The sequence below is a fragment of the Halobiforma nitratireducens JCM 10879 genome (genome assembly GCF_000337895.1).
GTDB lineage: Archaea > Halobacteriota > Halobacteria > Halobacteriales > Natrialbaceae > Natronobacterium > Natronobacterium nitratireducens.
Genome location: NZ_AOMA01000078.1, coordinates 1 through 14,198 on the forward strand (window position 1 = coordinate 1; position 14,198 = coordinate 14,198).

General features: G+C 64.0%; 14 protein-coding genes and 1 pseudogene. 5 read left to right on the forward strand and 10 right to left on the reverse strand.

Annotation, left to right across the window (positions count from 1 at the left end; translation table 11 throughout):
• Window positions 1-193: 193 nt before the first annotated feature.
• From C446_RS07570 to C446_RS07590, 5 genes and pseudogenes are all read right to left on the reverse strand, one after another.
• Window positions 194-520: pseudogene (locus C446_RS07570) on the reverse strand (ADP-dependent glucokinase/phosphofructokinase); the annotation flags it as partial.
• A gap of 472 nt (window positions 521-992) precedes the next feature.
• Window positions 993-1,283, reverse strand: a complete 291-nt coding sequence (locus C446_RS07575) for a hypothetical protein (protein ID WP_006672501.1) — start codon at window positions 1,281-1,283, stop codon at window positions 993-995.
• 172 nt (window positions 1,284-1,455) lie between these two features.
• On the reverse strand, window positions 1,456-2,379 hold the full coding sequence (locus C446_RS07580) for a class 1 fructose-bisphosphatase (protein ID WP_006672502.1): 924 nt from the start codon (window positions 2,377-2,379) through the stop codon (window positions 1,456-1,458).
• Window position 2,380: 1 nt separating this feature from the next.
• Window positions 2,381-3,175 carry a class I fructose-bisphosphate aldolase gene (locus C446_RS07585; RefSeq protein ID WP_006672503.1) on the reverse strand — a complete coding sequence of 265 codons (795 nt, stop codon included), beginning with the start codon at window positions 3,173-3,175 and terminating at the stop codon, window positions 2,381-2,383.
• A 156-nt stretch (window positions 3,176-3,331) separates the two neighbouring features.
• Window positions 3,332-3,922 carry a DUF7409 domain-containing protein gene (locus tag C446_RS07590; protein WP_006672504.1) on the reverse strand — a complete coding sequence of 197 codons (591 nt, stop codon included), beginning with the start codon at window positions 3,920-3,922 and terminating at the stop codon, window positions 3,332-3,334.
• 182 nt (window positions 3,923-4,104) lie between these two features.
• Between C446_RS07590 and C446_RS07595 the strand changes: the two genes are divergently transcribed.
• On the forward strand, window positions 4,105-4,959 hold the full coding sequence (locus C446_RS07595) for a 3-hydroxyacyl-CoA dehydrogenase family protein (RefSeq protein ID WP_006672505.1): 855 nt from the start codon (window positions 4,105-4,107) through the stop codon (window positions 4,957-4,959).
• A gap of 173 nt (window positions 4,960-5,132) precedes the next feature.
• Here C446_RS07595 and C446_RS07600 read toward each other — a convergent pair whose 3' ends face one another.
• Window positions 5,133-6,191 carry a phytoene/squalene synthase family protein gene (locus C446_RS07600; RefSeq protein WP_006672506.1) on the reverse strand — a complete coding sequence of 353 codons (1,059 nt, stop codon included), beginning with the start codon at window positions 6,189-6,191 and terminating at the stop codon, window positions 5,133-5,135.
• A gap of 233 nt (window positions 6,192-6,424) precedes the next feature.
• On the opposite strand from C446_RS07600, the gene C446_RS07605 reads away from it, so the two are divergent.
• Window positions 6,425-7,570: an acyl-CoA dehydrogenase gene (locus C446_RS07605; protein WP_006672507.1), complete on the forward strand. Its 1,146-nt coding sequence runs from the start codon at window positions 6,425-6,427 to the stop codon at window positions 7,568-7,570.
• Window positions 7,571-7,697: 127 nt separating this feature from the next.
• Here the strand turns inward: C446_RS07605 and C446_RS07610 are convergent, their stop codons facing one another.
• From C446_RS07610 to C446_RS07620, 3 genes are all read right to left on the reverse strand, one after another.
• Window positions 7,698-8,303: an SIMPL domain-containing protein gene (locus C446_RS07610; protein ID WP_006672508.1), complete on the reverse strand. Its 606-nt coding sequence runs from the start codon at window positions 8,301-8,303 to the stop codon at window positions 7,698-7,700.
• A gap of 64 nt (window positions 8,304-8,367) precedes the next feature.
• Window positions 8,368-8,664, reverse strand: coding sequence for a PadR family transcriptional regulator (locus C446_RS07615; RefSeq protein WP_006672509.1), 297 nt, complete (start codon window positions 8,662-8,664; stop codon window positions 8,368-8,370).
• A gap of 156 nt (window positions 8,665-8,820) precedes the next feature.
• On the reverse strand, window positions 8,821-9,825 hold the full coding sequence (locus C446_RS07620; protein ID WP_049920095.1) for a DUF3267 domain-containing protein: 1,005 nt from the start codon (window positions 9,823-9,825) through the stop codon (window positions 8,821-8,823).
• 145 nt (window positions 9,826-9,970) lie between these two features.
• Between C446_RS07620 and C446_RS07625 the strand changes: the two genes are divergently transcribed.
• The 3 genes from C446_RS07625 to C446_RS07635 all read left to right on the forward strand — a co-directional run bounded on the left by C446_RS07625 (window position 9,971) and on the right by C446_RS07635 (window position 12,510).
• Window positions 9,971-10,303, forward strand: coding sequence for a DUF7111 family protein (locus C446_RS07625; protein ID WP_006672511.1), 333 nt, complete (start codon window positions 9,971-9,973; stop codon window positions 10,301-10,303).
• A 93-nt stretch (window positions 10,304-10,396) separates the two neighbouring features.
• A complete protein-coding gene (locus tag C446_RS07630; protein WP_006672512.1) occupies window positions 10,397-11,818 on the forward strand; it encodes a heme o synthase in 1,422 nt (473 codons plus the stop codon).
• Between the two features lie 47 nt (window positions 11,819-11,865).
• Window positions 11,866-12,510, forward strand: a complete 645-nt coding sequence (locus C446_RS07635) for a DsbA family protein (protein WP_006672513.1) — start codon at window positions 11,866-11,868, stop codon at window positions 12,508-12,510.
• A gap of 68 nt (window positions 12,511-12,578) precedes the next feature.
• Here C446_RS07635 and C446_RS07640 read toward each other — a convergent pair whose 3' ends face one another.
• Window positions 12,579-13,907, reverse strand: a complete 1,329-nt coding sequence (locus C446_RS07640; RefSeq protein ID WP_049920096.1) for an MFS transporter — start codon at window positions 13,905-13,907, stop codon at window positions 12,579-12,581.
• Window positions 13,908-14,198: the final 291 nt, after the last annotated feature.

Here is a 14,198-nt window from a genome sequence, read left to right on the forward strand (position 1 = left end):
TCTCATTGAGTGGCGGCGAGGCCGCCTCCGAAGGTCGTTCGGAATCCGCTTCGTTCCGACCTGACCTTACCGTTGTATAGCGGTTCTTGACAGTTCAAAGTACGTATTGGAAACTCGAACTGGAGTGTCGAACGTGGGCTGATTCCAAGTTGTCGGATTCATCCTGCGGCTAAAGCCGTAGATATTCTCCTTGATTTCGTATAATCCCCGCCTGGCCACCCATCTGCTGGCTGTCGGGCTCCAGTTCCGACTCGAGAGTCGCGGCGAACGCGTCGGTCATCGCGAACTCGTCGCCACGGCCCGCTGCCATCGTGTGTGCGATCGCCGCTGCGAGTTCGCGTTTCGACGCCAGTGGGCTCGCGGGTAGTTCGGAGCCGGGATCGGACGGCCGCTCGAGGACCGACTCGAGTTCCTCGTCGACCCGAACGATCGCGTCGACGTTCGCGTTGTAGGCGACGAACACCGGTAGCTCCTCGAGAGCGGCGATGTCCGCTTCCAGCCGGGCGTGAGCGTCCTGCATGGCACGGCCCTCTCCCAGACGCAGCGGGATAATCCCGTGGGTACCCGGTCGTCTTCCTGTCGGTACTCTCGGTTGTACGCGGTGTTCACTACCGTCGGGTGATGAGTTGTCGTTTCCTCGTCGGTCTGGTCTCTCCGTCCGTCGTGTACAAAATCGTTCGACTGCGACTGTCAGATGGAACGACGGCAAGCCGATCGCATTGACTGCTGCCCGACAGTGTGAAAACCGTCGCTTGACACGTCCTGATACGCGAGGACGGGACACTCCGCTTGATCAGTGTGACCAGCCGACGCCAAGGTCCGTCGTCTGCAGCTCTCGCGTAACACCGACTCTTCGGTCTGGCGCAACGATCCTCTTTTCTCTCTCCTTTGCTGTGTTCTCTCCACGACCAATGTGTCCCTGGGCTCGAGCGGACCGTCTGACCCAGCGGATCGAAACCGAGACGACCCGATGGCCACAGACACGATCGTGGCTACGTGACGAGCCCGGAGTCGACCGCGATGGCAGCGAGGACAACGAGACCGAGGCCGCCGATCCGGACGGCTCCCGCGAGGGTCGTTCGTCCCGACGGAACCGATTCGGCGACCGCGAGGACGACGAAAATCCAGCCCAACGTCATCCAGACGGTGTTCCCGCGAACGAACGATACCGTGAAACTGGTGGCAGCCAGCAAGAAGACGAGCGCGTTGACCGGCCAGCCGGACGGCTCCTCGAAGATTCTCGTAGACCCCAGCCACCCGGACTCCGTTCGTGACCTCGTCATTGGTGACCAACTCGTGTCGTCAGTGTGTAAAGATTGCCCTGTCGACTGGCGAACCCGATCCGGGCTCTTACAGCGAGAACAGTGTGAACGCCCACGAGCTACCTCTAGGGTGAAGGCCGTACGCTCGAGTGGCAGGCCACCCTACGGGGCCTCAATACGAAAGCAACCCGTACTAGGCGAGCGCGTCCTCGAGACGGTCGATCAACTCGGCGTTGCCGACGTGTAGCGGAGCCCTGTCGTGGAGGTCCGTCGGTTCGACCTCGAGAATCGACTGGCTGCCGTCGGAAGAGCGACCGCCGGCCGCCTCGATGAGGTACGCGATCGGGTTACACTCGAACTGCAGGCGCAGTTTGCCGCGGGGGCTGTCCTCGAGGGCGGGGTAGGCGAAGATGCCGCCATAGGTCAACACCTGGTTGACATCGCCGATCATCGCACCGCCGTACCGGAGCTTGTGATCCGGGTTCGACTCGATCTCGCGGACGTATGTCCGAAACTCGTCGTGCCAGTGTGGGACCCGGCCGCCGAAGCCGTAGACGAGCGGGTCGTCGGGCAGAGTGATCTCTTCCTCGACGACGGTTCGCTCGCCGCCCGTGAGTTCGTACTTCGTAACCGATCCGTCGCGGGCGTAGGCCATCGTCGTGATCGGTCCATAGAGGATCCAGCCGGAGGCGACCAGGGCCGTCCCGGGCGCTGGAAGCGGCTCCTCGTAGATGCCAAACACCGTCCCCATCGTGTTGTTCGATTGCAGGTTCGACGAGCCGTCGAGGGGGTCGACGGCGACGTACACCTGCTCGTCCCCGCCGTCGATGATCTCCGAGCGTTCCTCGCTTGCGTACTGGCCGACGCCGTCGATCGAGGTCAGCCGGTCGGCGAGCAACTCGTCGGCCCACACGTCCGCCTCGGCCTGGACCTCGCCGCTCGGGTTCTCTTCGTCGGCTTTCCCTCTGCGACCGACCAGTCCCTGGCGAATCTCGGCTGCCGAGCGAGCGATCGTGGCAACGACGTTCTCGACGGGATCGAGCCCTGATCCGGGTTCGGGGTCTGGGTCCGGGTCACGGTCACGGTCACGATCGCGATCGGGATCGGTGGCGGACATCCTACTCCGTGGCCTCGAGCGCGGCGTCGGCCGTTTCCTCCTCGTAAATGACCTTCTCGAGGGCGTCGAGGATACGCGTCGGGTTCTCGCGTTGCCAGACGTTGCGGCCGACGGCCAGCCCCGTCGCGCCGGCGTTGATCGCGGCCTCGACGGTCGAGAGGAACTCGTAGTCCGATGTCTTGGAGCCGCCGCTCATGACGACGTTCATGTCACCGGCGCACTTGCAGGCGTGTTCCATCGCCTCGGCGCTACCGGGGTACTTGACCTTCGCGATGTCGGCACCCAGCTCGAGCCCGAGTCGGGTTGCATAGGAGATGACCTCCGGCTTGGTATCGTTTTTGAGCCCCTGGCCACGGGGGTACGACCACATGACGACCGGCAGGTCGTGCTCGCGGGCGTCCTCCTGAACGTCGCGGAACTCCTCGGCCATCTCGACCTCGTGGTTCGAGCCGCCATAGAGCGTGAATCCGATGGCGTCTGCGCCGAGTTCGGCCGCGTAGTCGACCGAGCAGTTGACCGCCGAGTCGTACTCGCCCATCCAGAGGTTCGACGTGCCGTTGATCTTCAACAGGAGGTTGACGTCGTCCTCGAAGCTGGGGTAGTACCCCTCCGCGATCCCCTTCTGGACCGCCATACAGGAGACGGCGTCGTGAGTCGCCGTCTCGAACACCGTCGAGGGATCGAGCTTCTCGGGAACCTCCTCGAAGTCTACAGGCCCGTGCTCGAGCCCGTGGTCCATCGCCAGGATCAGTGATTTGCCGTCGCGAACGATCGGGGAGTCGTCGATCGGGATCATCTGGTAGATGGTCCGACAGTCCGCTATATATCTCTGATGGTCCTGATTATCGAAATTACGTACTTCTGTAGTAATTGTCCACGAAACCGACGGACGGCACGGCCCCTACCGAGAGTAGAACCACCCTTCGACGACGGCGAGAACGGGCATCCGAGGTTAATCGACCAGTTCGCGTGCGTTGTGTCGCCATGCGCGAACGTGTAACACGTCGAGATCGAGTGCGTTGGCGACCTCGGTTGCAGTAATCGTCGCCAGGCGTTCGGCCGATCGGATGCCGGCCTCGGCCAGTGTGTCCGCATCGTCCGGGCCGACGCCAGTGACGGCGGTAACGGGCGTCGGCTTCGGGTACGGACGTTCGTCCGGTCGTTCCCGACCGACCGTCTCGAACTCGGCCTCGTACTCGAAGGACTGCCAGTCCTCGTCGTCGCTGACGGCGATCCACTCCCGTTCGGCTTCGCCGAGCCCTCGGACCTCGTTCGAGCGTCGATCGAGGTCCCCGTCACCGTCGCCGTCGCTGACGAACGACCACGGCAGCGAGAACTTCCGTCGCAGGTCGTCGGCGACCGACTCGTCGACCCCCGCCTCCAGCAGCGATCGGTAGGAGTGGCGCTTCTCTCGAACCGCGGCCGGTTCGAGGCCCGCCTCCTCGAGTGTGGCGCGTTCGTCCCCACCGATCCGGGACCCCTCAGTGTCCTCCGGGCCCGAATCTGTCGACCCGACGACGTATTCCTTGCTCACGCGATCCACCAGTTGGCTGTATCTCACACTGTCTCGCCTTGAATTTTATTCTCCACTCGTCGACATCTCTTCGGACGACCACGACCGATCGCGGAGCGTACCGCCCGAACGGTCACTCTCGGCGGACGTGACTGGCTCATCGGTCGAAACCAACCGGCACACTTACGGAATCGTCGGCTGAATCACTGTCCATGGTTCGCGATCGGATCGAACGGATCGGCGTCGTCGGCGCAGGAACCATGGGCAGCGGCATCGCGCAGGTCGCAGCAACCCACGGGTACGACGTCGTGATGCGGGACATCGAAGCAGAGTTCGTCGAAAACGGGTTCGAATCGATCGAGGACAGCCTCGGTCGACTCGATTCGCGGGGTGACCTCGAGGAAGACCCCGAGACGATCCGCGGGCGCATCGACGGGACGACGAACCTCGAGACGTTCGACGACCGCGATCTCGTCGTCGAGGCCGCCCTCGAAGATATGGAGGTCAAAAAGGACGCGTTCGCCGACCTCGAGCGCGTCTGTGACGACGACGTGATCCTCGCAACGAACACGAGCACGCTGTCGATCACGTCGATCGCCTCGGACCTCGAACACCCGGAGCGCGTGATCGGACTGCACTTCATGAACCCGGTCCCGATCATGGAGGGCGTCGAAGTCGTCGTCGGCGAGAAGACGACCGACGAGGTCACCGACCTGGCCCACGAGCTTGCCGAAGACCTCGGAAAGACAACCTGGGAATCGGACGACAAACCCGGTTTCGTCACCAATCGCATTCTCATGCCCTGGATCAACGAGGGCATTCGAGCGTACGACGAGGGCGTCGCCTCCAAGGAGGACATCGACGCGGGGATGGAACTGGGGACGAACGTCCCCATGGGACCACTGAAACTCGCCGACCACATCGGTCTCGACGTCTGTCTTCACGCCTCCGAGACCCTCTACGAGGAACTCGGCGATCGGTACAAACCCGCGTACCTCCTCAAACGGAAGGTCGAAGCCGGCGACCTCGGCAAGAAGACCGGCGAGGGCTTCTACGACTACGAGTAGGCCTCGTCGCCGTCGACCGCCCTCTCGAGTGCCCCGGTAGAACGGTCCGGCTCGAGCCGGAACCCGGCGAGGTCGACGTTTTGGTGATCTTACCAGCGTTTCAACCGACGGTCTTGGACATCCTCAGTCTCCGCCCCAGTCTGTGTCTCGCCGAAAACGAGGTTCGGATGTCGTTACTGGTGGAGTGGCTTCTCGGCCATCTCACGGCGGAGGTCCTCGAGTCGCGAGCGCGAGACCTCGCCTTCGAACTGCTGGATGAGTGCGTACACTTCCGCGCGGGGGACCTTCACGTCGCCTTCCTTGACGACGTCTTCCGGACGCTCTCGGAGTTCGCGCATCGTTCCGACCGCGAGCAGGTACGGGATCGCCCACGCCGAGAGCCGGTTTCCGTGGCGCTCGGGGACGACCTCGAGGTAGCGGTGAGCGTCGTCGACGTACGTTTCCGCGCGGTCGGTAACCCGTTGGATGACGTTGGTGACCGCGCCGTGGTTCTCCTCGCGGGTCACCTCCTCGATCGCGACGTTTTCCTCCTCGAGCCACTCGGCCGGGAGGTAGACGTTGTTCTCCTCGTGATAGTCGTTCTCGACATCTTTGGCGATGTTGACCAGCTGCAAGAGCAACGCGAACGAGCGGGCGTTGTCTCGCATCTCTTCGGCCCGTTGTTCGGACGCGCCGCGGGCGACCAGCCCGGTGATGAGCGTCCCGACGGTGCCGGCGGCGTACCAGCAGTACTCCTCGAGCTCTTCCAGAGTCTGCAGTCGGAGCCCGCCCTCGTCGGCGTAGCGGTCGGTGAACATCGCCATTCCGTCGACGAGTTCGCGGACGGGATCGCGCATGATCTCGCGGGGCTCTTCGTCCAGGGACTCGAACGTGCCGAGCACACGGGGCGTCTCGGCGACGACTTCCCAGTCCTCGTTTCGCTTTTCGGGGTCCGGAACCCAGGGCTCGACCTCGTCCATGAACGCGGCGACGGTGCGGTCGGTGTCGGTCTCCGGATCGAGCAGTCGGTCGTACTCCTCGAGCAGTTCGGTCTGGGTCTCCGGCGGGATGTGACCGGCGTCCTCTATCGTGTCGGCAACTCTACATAAAAGGTAGCCGACGCAGATATGTTTCGCCATCGGCTCCTCGAGCCGATCGATAGTAATAGAGAACGTCCGCGAGACGCCGTGAACCGCGTCGTAACACCACTCCAGATCGGCGTGGGTTCCGTATTCGGGCTGGCCGGAGGTCATCTACTCGAGGATATTTTGGGCCCATCCCGGAAAAACGCCGCGGTCCCGGCGGAATACGGTCGGGATTCCTGACCACGCCTGTCGCAACTGCCGTTCGTCTACCGAACTGATCGTCGAATGTGCCGCCGTCGCCGCTTTTGCCGTCGAACGGTCGGCCGTGAGCCGTTGATCCACGGAAGTGAACGTCATACGAGTGTGGTAACAATGAAGGGCAGACCCCACGAAACCCGGGTATGGACTTCGCACTCTCGGCAGAGCAACGGCAGATCCGGGACATGGTATCGGAATTCGTCGACGAGGAGGTCGTCCCCGTCGCGGACGAAATCGACCACGAAGACGAGTTCCCGCAGGACCTCGTCGACGAGATGGCGGATCTCGGGCTGATGGGGATGCCGTTCCCCGAGGAGTACGGGGGTGCCGGGCTGGATTATCACTCCTACGCCATCGGCCTCGAGGAGATCTCGCGTGGCTCGGGTGGCCTGGGAACGATCGTCGCGGCTCACATCTCGCTTGCGGGGAACATGCTCTACGAGTTCGGCGACGAGTCCCAGAAAGAGGAGTACCTGACGCCGCTGGCGGAGGGACGAGATATCGGTGCGTTCGCGCTCTCGGAGGCAGGTGCGGGCAGTGACGTTCCGGCCATGGAGACTACCGCGGAGAAAGACGGCGACGAGTACGTGATCGACGGCGGTAAGCTCTGGATTTCGAACGGCTCCGTCGCCGACACTGTCACGGTCTTCGCCAAGACCGATCCGGAGGCAGGGAACAAGGGAATCTCGTCGTTTATCGTCCGTCCCGAGGAAGACGATGGCTTCATCGTCGAGAACACGGAGGAGAAACTCGGCGACAAGGGGTGTCCGACGGCGGAGCTGCGATTCGACGACCTGCGTATCCCCGAAGACCGGCTGTTGGGCGCGGAAGGCGACGGGTTCGTCCACGCCCTGAAGACCCTCAACGGCGGCCGCATCACGATCGCCGCCCGTGGCGTCGGTATCGCCCGTGCTGCCTTCGAAAACGCCAGGGACTACGCGAACGAACGCGAGCAGTTCGGCCAGCCGATCGGCGAGTTCCAGTCGATCAAACACAAACTGGCGGACATGGACACGAAAATCCAGGCCGCCAAGATGCTCATGCACAAGGCCGCTGACAAGAAAATCCGTGGCGAGAACTACATCAAAGACGCCGCCCAGGCCAAGCTGTACGCAAGCGAGGTCAGCCGCGAGGTCGCTAACGAAGGCATCCAGATCCACGGGGGGTACGGCTACACGAAGGACTTCCCCGCCGAGCGGTTCTACCGCGACGCCAAGCTCAACGAGATTTACGAGGGCACCAGCGAAGTGCTGCGGAACACGATCGGCGACCAACTGCTCGAGGAGTAGGGACACCGACTCCTCGTCTCACTGTGCAGACGGGCCGTTGAAAGTCGCTTCCGACGCAGTTGTGATCCGTATTCGGTCGCGCCGGGAACTCGCTTCACGGAAGCGTTTCACGATAGGGTGGGGTAGTTTACACGATTCGGTACGTCGCCGTCACGTCGACGGCCACGTCAATCGGGTTCGGCCGAATATTACGAGCGGATGGTGTAGCCGACGTGGCGTCGAGAAGTGTCGACCGTGGCTCCTCGCCGAGTGCTCGTTCGGTCGTTTCGATACTGATGACTTTCCCCAACGCCAGCCGCTCGCATTCGACTATCGTTTCGGCGCGTCGACGCGTGCGTTCGACGCCGTCCTCGAGTGCTCGTTCGTACAGTCGGTTGCGAGTCTCCGCCTCGAGCCCGAACTCGATCCCGTCGATTTCGGCTCCGGCGTTGGCCCCTGCGGTGACGACGTCGATCGCAGCGTCCGGATCGGTGTCTACCGCGAGTGAGACGGCTGCGACGACCGTCTCGTCGGCGTCGTCGAAGTCAGTCGTCTCCGTTATCCGGACGTTCGTCCGCCGACTTCGGTGGTTGCCCGACAGCGAGTCCCGGACGCGTTCGATCCCGTCTTCGGCCGCTGTTCGTGCGCTGTCGGGGGTCGGACCGCCGCGAGCGACGGTCAGTTCGACCTGGGCCCGCTCCGGGTCACACGTCGCCGTTCCCGTCGCTTCCGTCGTAACGGTGCGCTCTCCCATTCGTGACCAGTGTTCGTTCGAAACTTGATAAACGTAGGGCCGACGTGCCGACTGTTTTCGACGGTCAATCCTGTTCGTCGTCCTCCGCTTCGAGGTGGGTCTGGAGCCACTCGTAGTGCTCTCGTACCCGTCGTTCTCCCGCGTCGGTGAGCGCGTACACGTCGTGGATACCGTCCGTTCGCTCCTCGACGAATCCCGACTCGACCAGTGCCGACAGCGAGCCGTAGAACGATTTCGGGTCGATACGCTCGTCGTAGTGAGACTCGAGCCGGGACTTGAGCTGCTGTCCGCGGAGTTGTCCGTCGCCGGCAAGCAGGACACAGATGTCTCGCCGTCGGCCGCTCTGGAGCCATTTGGTCATAGATACGTGGACTGGCGTCGTCGAGCCGGTCGTTCGTTACGGTTTCGTCTTCACGTCATCTGTCGCTACAGACACTCATACTGTCGGACAAACCATTGTGCACACCGACCGCACTCGAGTCGCGATCGGGGGTGTACCGACTGTTGTCCAATAGTCTCATCCGAGGTCGAGACTCCCGCGAACGGCGGAGACACCGGTCCAGCAGACGCCGCCAAGCGCCGAGACGGCGACGACGAGCGACGCGCCGACTTCGATGACGGCTCCCCCGTCGCTTCGGAGTTCGTGCCGGAAGAGGAGCCAGCCGTTCGGATCGCCGATTACGACGCTCCCGGAGCCGACTGCCAGCGAGACGAGCACGCTGGCGATAGTCGCGCCGAGCAACACTGCAAGCGTGCCGACCGCTCCGACGGCGATGCTCGAGCACAGTACGACGACGACTCGCGAGTCGGGTTCGGCGACGTGGTCCGCCGACGGGCCGTATATGGCGAACCCCTGTGGGGGCCGGTTCCCCTTGGTGCGGTCGTCGCTTTCGTCGGCTTCGCGCTCGCCGCTTTCGTCGTCTCCTTCGTCGCTGGCCGCGCCACGAACACGCCCGAGCTCCGTAACCCGCACGCTCGAGGGGTACCGCAGCAGCGTCGCGGCCATCCAGAGATCGCCGACCGACCCCGCGGCGTTGGCTGCCAGCGGCACGAGCAACGCGGGGGACGGGTAGACCGCGATCGTAACCAGCCCGAGCGCAGTGATACCGACGAACGGCGCGAGCAGGACGACGAGCATCTCCCGGCGGGTAAACGCCGTCCCCTCGGTTTCTGCGTACGCGTATGGGAGCACGAAGTACGAGATGCCGATTCCGTAGGTCGGCCCGCCCGTCTTTCGATCGCTGTACCTGGTGATGAAGACGCCGTGGAGCAACTCGTGGAGGACGACCGTCAGCGCCACCAGCCCGAGCGAGAGGACCAACGACCAGCGGACGAACGGCGGCGCGGGGTCAACGACGATCGGCTCGAGTGTCCGTCCTCGAGCGATCGCGAGCACGTGGCCGAAAGCGTACGCGAACGCGAAAAACGCCACCACAGCGGTCGCGAGCCACTGGCAGGCGACGGGCCGGGTGAGGCGAAACTCCGCGATCGGGCGGCGTGTGGGCGGCTCCGGACGGCTCACGACACGCCCTCTCGTCGGCGGCGAAAAAGCGGTACCGGTATCGAACAGATCGCGAGTGTCCAACCCCATCGTCCTCGGGACCTCGTTTGTGAGCACGATTGTCGAAACCGACAGCTTCCCGGTGCTCGAATCCCGATGGTGACGTATGACCGACCGGGAGACCGAACCCGACGGCGACGGTTCCGAAACCGACCCCAACGACCGAACCGCCGCGAACGCAGGCATCGAGGCGACCTACCGCGAGACCGACGAGGAACGTCTCCTCGAGTTCGAGCGCACTGCCGGGACGGCCGCAACCGCTGCGATCGCCCAGAACGTCGAGGGCTACGCCATGCTGAAGGTCCGACCGACGGCGACCGGCGACGAACTCGAGCGCTACTACGGGTTCGACATGGCGCTTGACCACGCGGCGGAACTGCTTGGCGTCTCGGCCCGTGAGCTTCCAGTGCCGGCCGCGGCCGACGACATGGGAATGTAATATCCCGCGGAACAATCTTCACTGTCCCTCGAATAGGGGGAAAAAGCGGGAATCATAAATACGCGGAGTCGAACGATTCAGACGAGAATAGCCGTGGCAACTGAGTCGTTTCCCCGCCCGATCCGGACCCATCGACGGTTCTCCGCACTGCTCGCAGCGACTGCGCTGGGCGTTTACGTCTTGTTGATCGTCGGCGCGACGACCACGATCACGAACGCTGGTTCGGCGTGTTCGACGTGGCCGACCTGCCACGTGCCCACGGACCCGCTGAGTCAGACCCAACTCGTGATCGTCTGGGGCCACCGGCTCGCCGCCGTACTGGTCGGCGCGCTCGTCCTCGCGTCCGTCGTCGCCGCGGTCGTCGGCGACGCATCGCGTCGTGTCGGCGCAACGCTGCTCGCCTCGGCGGGCCTCTACGCCGTGCAGGTCGGCGTCGGGGCGGCGACCGCGACCCTGGGTCCTGCCGCGATCACGCCGGGACTGCACCTCGGGCTCGGCGTCGTCATCTTCGGCGGGGTCGTCCTCGCGCTCGCCTGGGACCTCGAGATCACGACGGGCGAAGAAGACGACGCGATCGAACTCGATGCGGGCGAACCGGAACCCGCAGCCACGGCCGACGAACGAACGCTTCCCTCGAGCGGCCTCGAACGCGCCAAACTCACCGGGTTCGCCTACTTCAAGATGATGAAGCCACGGCTGATGTGGTTGCTCTGTCTCGTCGCAGCCGCGGGAATGGCGCTCGCGGCCGGACCCGCGTTGGATGCACATACCATCGTCGCGACGCTCGGCGGCGGCGTCCTCGCGATCGGTGCCTCGGGCACGTTCAACCACGTTCTCGAGCGCGATGTCGATCGGAAGATGTCCCGCACGGCGGACCGACCGCTGGCGACCGACCTGATCCCGGTTCGAAACGCGATGGTGTTCGGGGGCCTGCTGACCGTCGCCTCGCTCGGCGTCTTCCTGACGATCAACCGGCTCGCGGCGGCGCTTGGGCTCGCAGCGATCCTGTTTTACAGCGTCGTCTACACCCTGTTGCTCAAGCCCAATACGGTCCAGAACACGGTCATCGGTGGCTTCGCCGGTGCGCTTCCGGCCCTGATCGGTTGGGCGGCCGTCACCAACGAAATCGGGCTGCCGGCGCTTGCACTGGCCGGCGTCATCTTCCTGTGGACGCCCGCGCACTTCTACAACCTCGCGCTGGCGTACAAAGACGACTACGCCCGCGGCGGATTCCCGATGATGCCCGTCGTCCGCGGTGAGACCGAGACCCGAAAACACATCGTCTACTACCTGGCCGGGACGCTCGTCGGCACGGTCGCGCTCGCCTGGATCACCGATCTCGGCGCGATCTACGCGGCCGCGGTCGCGATCTTCGGTGCCGTCTTCCTCTGGACGGCCGTCGTCTTGCACTTCGAGCAGACCGAGGCAGCGGCGTTTCGCTCGTTCCACGCCTCGAACGCCTTCCTCGGTGCCGTTCTCGTTGCAGTGCTGGTCGACGCGCTCGTACTCGTCTAGTCGAAGCCACCGATACGCCTAACGGTCCGCAAGCGCTAACGCCGTCGATGAATCGTCGCTCGTTTCTCGCCGCGGCCGCCGGTACAGCCGCCGTCAGCACCGCCGGCTGTACCGCGCTGTTCGATGCCTCGATGCCCGACGAACTCGAGGGTATCGACCCCGATCGACAACTCCCGGTACCGACGCTGGGCGACGGTACGATACCAGTCGACGTCTACGAGGACCCAGGCTGCGACGCTTGCCAGGAGTTCCAGGCCGACGTGTTCCCGGTACTCGAGTCGGCGTACATCGAGCCGGGTGTGATCGAGTATCGCCACTACGATTTCGTCGTGATGGCCGCCGCCGCGTCGCTCGAGATGGCCAACGCTGCCCGCGCGGTACAGGCCGCAACGCGGAGCGACGACGACCCCAATGGGGCGTTTTTCGCGTACAAATCGAGCGTCATGGCCGACGAACGCGAGAGCGACGACGAATTGGCTGTGGCCGCCGACGCCGACGCCGTCGATGTCGCTCCTGATGTCGTGACCGACGCACTCGAGGACGAGACCTACTACCCGACGCTGGCTGCAGACTGGGAGCGTGGCGCGGAGGCAGGCGTCGAGGCAACGCCGACAGTGATCGTCGACGGCGAAACCGTAGACACGCCGCTCGACCCGGATGCGGTCGGCGATGCGATCGAGAACGCAAGGTAGTGGCTCGAGTTAGGACGGTTCCTCGGGGTGTTGGCCGAAGGCCGCAGGCCGGAAGCCGACTCGAACGTCTACTGGTAGGCCTCGAACTCCTCGCCGAAGACGGCGAAGTAGACGACACCGATCATGCCGATGATCGAGGCGACGGTAAACGCCAGTTCGGGCGTCGCGTACTGCCAGAGGATACCGCCGAGTAGTCCGCTCGGGATCACGACGAGACCGCGGACGAAGTAGTACGAGCCGGTGACGCGACCTCCGGCCCCCTGCTCGGCCGGGCCGACGATCAAGGCCTTGTGCGCTGGGAGTCCGGCGAACCGCAGCCCGGAGAACGCAAACAGGGCGATCAGTACCCAGACGCTCTCCGGTGCGAAGATTAGCATGACCGGGAACGCAGCGTAGACGAAGAATCCGAAGCCGACGACCGGTTTGAGCCCGGTTCGTTCGGCGACCTTCGCCGCCGGGGCCATCGTCAGCAAGGCGACGAGCATTTCGATCCCCGACAGCACGCCGAAAAACGCTGCCGGAGCGAGATCGATCGTCCCGATTGCGGGCAGGGTCACCGTCCAGCCGATCTCCAGCATCCGGGTGATAACCAGGATAAAGAACACGTACACCATCCCGTTTGCGAAGCGGACGAACGTGTCCGCCACCAGCAGGGGGCGCAGCGGATCAGGCAGTGCCCGGAGGTCCTCGACGAGCCGACCGAAGCCGTCGAACTCCTTGCCGACGGTGTCCTCGGCGGCCTCGTACATGAAGTGCTGGACCACCGTCCCGAGGAGCGCGAACCCGATCGCGATCGCGAGTACCCCCAGGAATCCGGGCATGAACTCGTCGGCGACCAATACCGCGACGATAAGCGGTGCGAGGAGAAACGCCGCTCGGCGGAACGTCTCCGTGCTGGCGAACCCGCGGGCCAGCCGATCCGGCTCGGTAGCCTGCTTGACGATCGCGTAGTGGCCGCCGATTCCGAACGACTTCCAACACTGTGCGAGGAGGAGGCCGACGAACACCCACACCCACGGCTCGATGGTGACGATACCGAGATCGATAGGATCGACGAACGCGGCTGCCAGCCAGACGCCGAAGCCGATCGCCGACAGGAACCCGAAGACCGTCAGGGCGTAACGCGACCCGACGCGGTCCGAGATGACGCCGCCGTAGTAAGGGTACACCGCACCGATAACGTTCCCGAACGTCCCCCAGATCCCGACGATGAGGCCCGTCGCCCCGAGAAAGACCAGATACTCGGAGAGAAACCGGTTCGTCATCTGGAACCCGAGGCTGAACGCGAACATCGCCAGCGACAGGACGAGCACGTCCCGTTTGAGCGAAAAGAACTGCTGGAACGTCTCTAACGGCCCTGTTTCCTCCGCGTCGACGGTGACTTGCTCCCTTGACATCGTATCTCGAGTCGTAACTCGCGTTTCACGGACTGGTTTTATCGGTGGCGACGCCGATTCCGTCCTCGAATTTGCGTCGATCCCGAGCCCGAGCCCGTTCTCGTTCTCGTTTCCGTTCTCTTTTCCGCTCTCCCCCGGCAACCGCCGTCACTGAGCTGCTGAGACCGACGGCTCCGACGCAGCCGAACGGCTGCTCGGTCACGTCTCCACGTCGTTGCTCGAGGATAAATAGATTATCGTATATGGTCTACCGATATCGATTTACCACTCCGGGCACTCTCTCGTACCGAG

Excerpts from the sequence above, each read along its gene's own strand:
- C446_RS07605 (WP_006672507.1), top strand. The coding sequence starts at position 6,425 with ATGGACTTCGCACTCTCGGCAGAGCAACGGCAGATCCGGGACATGGTA.
- C446_RS07575 (WP_006672501.1), bottom strand. The coding sequence starts at position 1,283 with ATGACGAGGTCACGAACGGAGTCCGGGTGGCTGGGGTCTACGAGAATC.
- C446_RS07585 (WP_006672503.1), bottom strand. The coding sequence starts at position 3,175 with ATGATCCCGATCGACGACTCCCCGATCGTTCGCGACGGCAAATCACTG.
- C446_RS07610 (WP_006672508.1), bottom strand. The coding sequence starts at position 8,303 with ATGGGAGAGCGCACCGTTACGACGGAAGCGACGGGAACGGCGACGTGT.
- C446_RS07580 (WP_006672502.1), bottom strand. The coding sequence starts at position 2,379 with ATGTCCGCCACCGATCCCGATCGCGATCGTGACCGTGACCGTGACCCG.
- C446_RS07600 (WP_006672506.1), bottom strand. The coding sequence starts at position 6,191 with ATGACCTCCGGCCAGCCCGAATACGGAACCCACGCCGATCTGGAGTGG.
- C446_RS07635 (WP_006672513.1), top strand. The coding sequence starts at position 11,866 with ATGAATCGTCGCTCGTTTCTCGCCGCGGCCGCCGGTACAGCCGCCGTC.
- C446_RS07595 (WP_006672505.1), top strand. The coding sequence starts at position 4,105 with ATGGTTCGCGATCGGATCGAACGGATCGGCGTCGTCGGCGCAGGAACC.
- C446_RS07625 (WP_006672511.1), top strand. The coding sequence starts at position 9,971 with ATGACCGACCGGGAGACCGAACCCGACGGCGACGGTTCCGAAACCGAC.
- C446_RS07640 (WP_049920096.1), bottom strand. The coding sequence starts at position 13,907 with ATGTCAAGGGAGCAAGTCACCGTCGACGCGGAGGAAACAGGGCCGTTA.
- C446_RS07615 (WP_006672509.1), bottom strand. The coding sequence starts at position 8,664 with ATGACCAAATGGCTCCAGAGCGGCCGACGGCGAGACATCTGTGTCCTG.